This is a genomic window from Streptomyces sp. NPDC096132 (assembly GCF_044763345.1).
Lineage (GTDB): Bacteria > Actinomycetota > Actinomycetes > Streptomycetales > Streptomycetaceae > Streptomyces.
Genome location: NZ_JBIWGA010000083.1, coordinates 1 through 3,440 on the forward strand (window position 1 = coordinate 1; position 3,440 = coordinate 3,440).

4 protein-coding genes are annotated in these 3,440 nt (G+C 73.6%); 1 reads left to right on the top strand and 3 read right to left on the bottom strand.

What is annotated here, in order from left to right; genetic code table 11:
- On the bottom strand, positions 1-1,099 hold a 1,099-nt coding region (locus ACIRF9_RS52505; RefSeq protein ID WP_403837763.1), incomplete at its 3' end, for a GNAT family N-acetyltransferase.
- A 188-nt stretch (positions 1,100-1,287) separates the two neighbouring features.
- Between ACIRF9_RS52505 and ppk2 the strand changes: the two genes are divergently transcribed.
- The gene (ppk2, locus tag ACIRF9_RS52510) at positions 1,288-2,091 is read left to right on the top strand and encodes a polyphosphate kinase 2 (protein WP_403837765.1); all 804 of its coding nucleotides are present in this window, start codon (positions 1,288-1,290) and stop codon (positions 2,089-2,091) included.
- Positions 2,092-2,112: 21 nt separating this feature from the next.
- Here the strand turns inward: ppk2 and ACIRF9_RS52515 are convergent, their stop codons facing one another.
- Both ACIRF9_RS52515 and ACIRF9_RS52520 read right to left on the bottom strand, forming a co-directional pair.
- Entirely contained in the window at positions 2,113-2,994 is an 882-nt protein-coding gene (locus ACIRF9_RS52515; RefSeq protein ID WP_403837767.1) for a universal stress protein, read from the bottom strand.
- Positions 2,991-3,440 (bottom strand): zinc-binding dehydrogenase (locus tag ACIRF9_RS52520; protein WP_403837769.1); only part of this gene is annotated, 450 nt, incomplete at its 5' end. The genes ACIRF9_RS52520 and ACIRF9_RS52515, both read right to left, overlap by 4 nt.

Here is a 3,440-nt window from a genome sequence, read left to right on the forward strand (position 1 = left end):
AGACGCCGATGCCCAGCCGGGACAGTCCGTCGAGCAGCGCGATGCCGACCCCGCCGGACTGCACGGCGACGCCGGCCGTCCCGGGGCGGGGGTGCCCGGCGGCGAACGTCGCGTCGAGGCTCAGCTCCGGGTCGGTGTGGGCGATGCCGAGGCAGTTGGGGCCGACCATGCGCATGCCGTAGGTGCGACAGGCGGTCAGCAGGGCCCGGGCCTGGGTGTGGTCGAGTCCGGCGGTGACGACGACGAGGGCGCGCACCCCCGCCCTGCCGCACTCCTCGGCGACGGCCGGGACCGCGGCGGCCGGTACGGCGACGATCACCAGGTCGGGCGTCCTGGGCAGGGCGGCGACCGACGGGTGGGACGGCACGCCGAGCACGGAGGAGACCTTGGGGTTCACCGCGAAGAGGCGCCGGGTGAAGCCGCCCGTGCGCAGCTGGTGCAGGACCGCCCGGCCCACCGACCCGGGTGTGCGTCCGGCGCCGACCACGGCGACCACGGACGGCCGCAGCAGCGGCAGCAGACTGGCCACGTCGGCGGAGCGGCCCCGGGCCTCGACCGCCGACAGATAGGTGTCGTCCTGGTCCAGGTGGACCGTGCAGCGCACCTCGGGCCCTTCGAAGCGGCGGGTCGTGCGCAGGCCGAGGTCGGCGAAGAGGCGGAGCACCTCGTGGTTCTCGCTGAGCGCGTCGGCCGTGAAGCGGGTGATGCCGTCCGTGCGGGCCGCCGACACCAGGTGCTCGACGAGCAGGGTGCCGACGCCCCGGTGGTGCAGGCCGTCGGCGACGGATACGGACACCTCCGCACCGTCGTCCGTCTCCTCGCCGGTCTCGTACTCGGCCAGGCCGATCATCCGGCCGTCCACCTCGGCCAGCAGGGCCCGGTGGCCCGGGCGGGCCGGGGCGCAGGCGCGGTCGGCGGCCAGGGCGGCCGAGCGCCGGCTCGCGACGAAGAACCGCAGGCGGAGGCTCTCCGGCGACATCTCCTCGTAGAATCCCCGCAGTTGTTCGTGGTCACCCGGCAGCACCGGCCGGACGCACACGGTGGTGCCGTCCGCGAGCAGGGCGTGGACCGGGGCCCGGTCGAGCAGGTCGTCCGTCATCGCAGGTCGCCTCCATGGCTTCGCTCCTTCGATCGTCCGTCGGAGCGCCGAGGGCGCACATGGGCTGTACGGGGCGGACCCGAGGGCCGGTCGGCCCTCCTTCCGCCGCGTGCTCGGGTGCGCGGCTCGCCGTCGGAAAGTACGGTGGCAAGTCGTCGACGTAGGGGTCATCGGGCGGTGGAGGCGGCATGGCCGACAAGAAGGCGGCGGACCTGCCGCGCAGGACGTACGAGAAGGAACTGCTCCGGCTGCAGATGGAGCTGGTGAAGCTGCAGGAGTGGGTGCGCGCCGAGGGGGCCAGGCTGGTCGTGATCTTCGAGGGGCGGGACGCGGCGGGCAAGGGCGGGACGATCAAGCGTGTCGCCGAGCACCTCAACCCGCGGGTGGCGCGGATCGCGGCGCTGCCGAAGCCGACCGAGCGCGAGCGCACCCAGTGGTACTTCCAGCGGTACGTCGAGCATCTGCCGGCGGCCGGGGAGATCGTGCTGTTCGACCGGTCCTGGTACAACCGGGCCGGGGTCGAGCATGTGATGGGCTTCTGCACGAAGGAGGAGCACCAGCAGTTCCTGCGGCAGTGCCCGATCTTCGAGCGGATGCTGGTCGAGGACGGGATTTTGTTGCGCAAGTACTGGTTCTCGGTGAGCGACACCGAGCAGCAGGAGCGGTTCCGCAAGCGCCTGGAGGACCCGCTGCGGCGCTGGAAGCTGTCGCCGATGGACCTGGAGTCCCTCACCCGCTGGGAGGCCTACTCGCGGGCCAAGGACGAGATGATGGTGCACACCGACATCGGCGAGGCGCCCTGGTACGTCGTCGAGAGCGACGACAAACGCCGGGCCCGGCTGAACATGATCGCCCATCTGCTGGGCTCCCTGCCCTACCACGAGGTGCCGCCGCCGGTGCTGGAGCTGCCGGAGCGGCCCGCGTCGACCGGCTACGTACGCACGCCGCGCGATCTGCAGACCTACGTCCCCGACCACGCGGCGGGCCTCTGACCGGCCGGAGGCCGCCTCGCCTCACCCCCGCTCGGGTACGACGGCGACGGCGCAGGCGGCGTGGTGCAGCACCCCGTGGGCGACCCGCCCCAGCTGAAGGCCGAGGTGCCCGGAATCGCGCCGGGCGCCGACCACCAGCAGGTCGGCCTCGTGGGAGGCGGCCAGCAGGACCCTGCGGGCCGGTCCCTCGACCGTGCGCCGGCGCAGTTCCACGTCCGCGGGCGCGTCCTTCAGGGCCTTCTCCAGGACCTCGGCGGCGTGCTGCTCGTGCAGCCGGGCGGGTTCGCCGGCGAGCAGGGGGTGGTCGGTGCTCTCGTGCGCGGGGCACCGCCAGGCCCGTACGGCGTCCAGGGTCGCGTGCCGCAGCCCGGCCTCCTGGACGGCGAAGCGCACGGCGGCGGAGTCGGTGCCGTGCTCGCCGACGCCCACGACGACACGGCCGCGTGCACCGCTGCCGCCCCGGTTGTCGTGGCCGCCGCGCAGCACGATCACGGGGCAGTCCGCGTGGGCGGCCACGGTGAGACTGACGGAGCCGAGCAGCGTCTCGACGAGGCCGCCGCGGCCCCGGGTGCCCAGGACCAGCGCGCAGGCGTCGCGTCCCTCCCGGACGAGCGCGTACTCCGGTTCCTCGGGCAGCACGTCGGCCGACACCTTCACGTCGGGCCTGCGGAGGTGGGCGCGGCGTGCGGCGGTCCCGACGATGTCGTCCGCCCGCACCTCCTCCCACGGCTTGCCGTGGTCGCCGGCCAGGGCGGTGCCCTCGTAGCGCTCCCAGAGGGAGGCGTACACCACCCGAAGCGGCACTCCGCGCAGGGCTGCCTCGTCGGCCGCCCAGTCCACGGCGCGCAGGCTCGGCTCGGAGCCGTCCACGCCGACGACCAGGGGCAGTTCGACCGTGGTCATGACCGCGCTCCGAGGTCGAACACGATCCGTGCCTTGACCTCGCCGCGCAGCACCTCGTCGATGGACTCGTTGACGGAGGCCAGGGGGCGGGACTCGTAGATGACCCTGGTGCGGCCGGCGGCGTGCAGCTGGAAGACCTCGGCGAGGTCCTGCCGGGTGCCGACGATCGAGCCGATCACGGAGGTGCCGTTCAGTACGGTGTCGAAGATCGGGACGCGGACCGTGCCGTGCGCCGGCAGGGCCACCATGACCAGCTTGCCGCCGCGTCGCAGACCGGAGTTGACGGCCTCGAAGGCCGCGTCGTCGACCGCGAGCGCGATCGCCGCGTGGGCGCCGCCGTGCCGCTTGAGCACCTCGCCGACGTTGTCCTTGCGGGCGTCGATCAGGATGTCCGCGCCGAGTTCGGCGGCCAGTTCGAGCTTGTCGTCGGTGACGTCGATCGCGGC

Coding starts and splice junctions, on each gene's coding strand:
- ppk2 (WP_403837765.1), top strand. CDS start 1,288: ATGGCCGACAAGAAGGCGGCGGACCTGCCGCGCAGGACGTACGAGAAG.
- ACIRF9_RS52515 (WP_403837767.1), bottom strand. CDS start 2,994: ATGACCACGGTCGAACTGCCCCTGGTCGTCGGCGTGGACGGCTCCGAG.